Genomic DNA, 1,459 nt, shown 5'->3' on the forward strand with positions numbered 1-1,459 from the left:
CGGCCGGCATCGAAACCTTCGTCTTTGCCGACGGCAGCTACATTACACGGGCTGAACTGCTTACCCTCATTGGTGGCGGAACCATCGTGCCGCATGCGCCCCTTGTTCTCAACGGAACGCCTGGCAATGATATTCTGACGGGTGGTATTGGCAATGACATTCTGATTGGCGGCTCTGGTGCTGACGTGCTGGACGGCGGTGCGGGCACGGACACGGTCAGCTATGCTGGTTCCTCTTCCGGTGTGACAATCGATCTGGATACTGGTGTCGGTCATGGCGGTGACGCTGAGGGCGACACTCTGTCGGGGATCGAGATCGTCGTCGGCTCGGGCTACGGCGACACATTAACAGGAAGTGCGGGTATCGATGTTCTTCACGGCGGCAACGGCGATGACATTCTGATCGGTGGCTCTGGTGCTGACGTGCTGGACGGCGGTGCGGGCACGGACACGGTCAGCTATGCTGGTTCCTCTTCCGGTGTGACAATCGATCTGGATACTGGTGTCGGTCATGGCGGTGACGCTGCGGGCGACACTCTGTCGGGGATCGAGATCGTCGTCGGCTCGGGCTACGGCGACACGCTTGGAGCCTCGGGTGCCAACGGCACGGTCATCCTGCGCGGCGGGGCCGGCGACGACGTTTACGAAGTCCGCGGTCCCAATGTGGTGGTGGAAGAACAGCTGAACTCCGGCAATGACACCGTCAAGGTGAGTGGCGTTGCCAGCTATACACTGTCAGGCAATGTCGAAAACCTCATCCATGAGGGCTGCGATGGCGGATTTGTCGGGACTGGCAACGATCTCAACAATACCCTTATAGGCAGCGAGTGCAACGATACGCTTTCAGGCGTCGGTGGTAACGACGGCCTTTATGGCGGCGCTGGTGACGACATCCTGATCAATGACGGCCATGGCATCGACGGTCTTTGGGGCGGCACCGGCAATGACATCTACCAATTTGCCTTCGGCAGCGAGGTGGTGGTCGGCGATCCGAATGTCTATTTCATCAATCATGTGTCAGACGCCGAAGGGGATGGTTCGTCTGATAAATTGATATTTACCAATGCCAATTTTGAGGATCTGGAGTTCCTGCAGGGCTATAAAGGTTTTCGCCCGGATCATCTCTATATTCGTCATACTGCGACCAATGAGGTTATGGGCGTCAGCTGGCAGTTCTCCTCCACTGATCAATCAAGCACGGCCGGCATCGAAACCTTCGTCTTTGCTGATGGCCGCTACATCACGCGAGATGAAATGCTCACACTCGCGGGCGGAGGAAGCGTCGTACCACATACGCCTGGTTCTGTTCTCAACGGAACTGCAGGTAATGACGTCCTTTCCGGTGGTGCCGGCAATGATACGCTGTCCGGCGGCCTCGGCAATGACACTCTTTATGGCGGCGCTGGTGACGACATCCTGATCAATGACGGCCATGGCATCGACGGTCTTTGGGGCGGCAC

Annotated in this window: 1 protein-coding gene; it reads left to right on the forward strand. The window is 57.8% G+C overall.

Going from position 1 to position 1,459, the window contains the following annotated elements:
* Window positions 1-1,459, forward strand: a 1,459-nt coding sequence (locus FHT78_RS29105; protein WP_281412893.1) for a calcium-binding protein, incomplete at both ends; no start/stop codon positions are given.

Origin of the sequence: Rhizobium sp. BK196, assembly GCF_014193255.1 — a bacterium.
Lineage (GTDB): Bacteria > Pseudomonadota > Alphaproteobacteria > Rhizobiales > Rhizobiaceae > Rhizobium.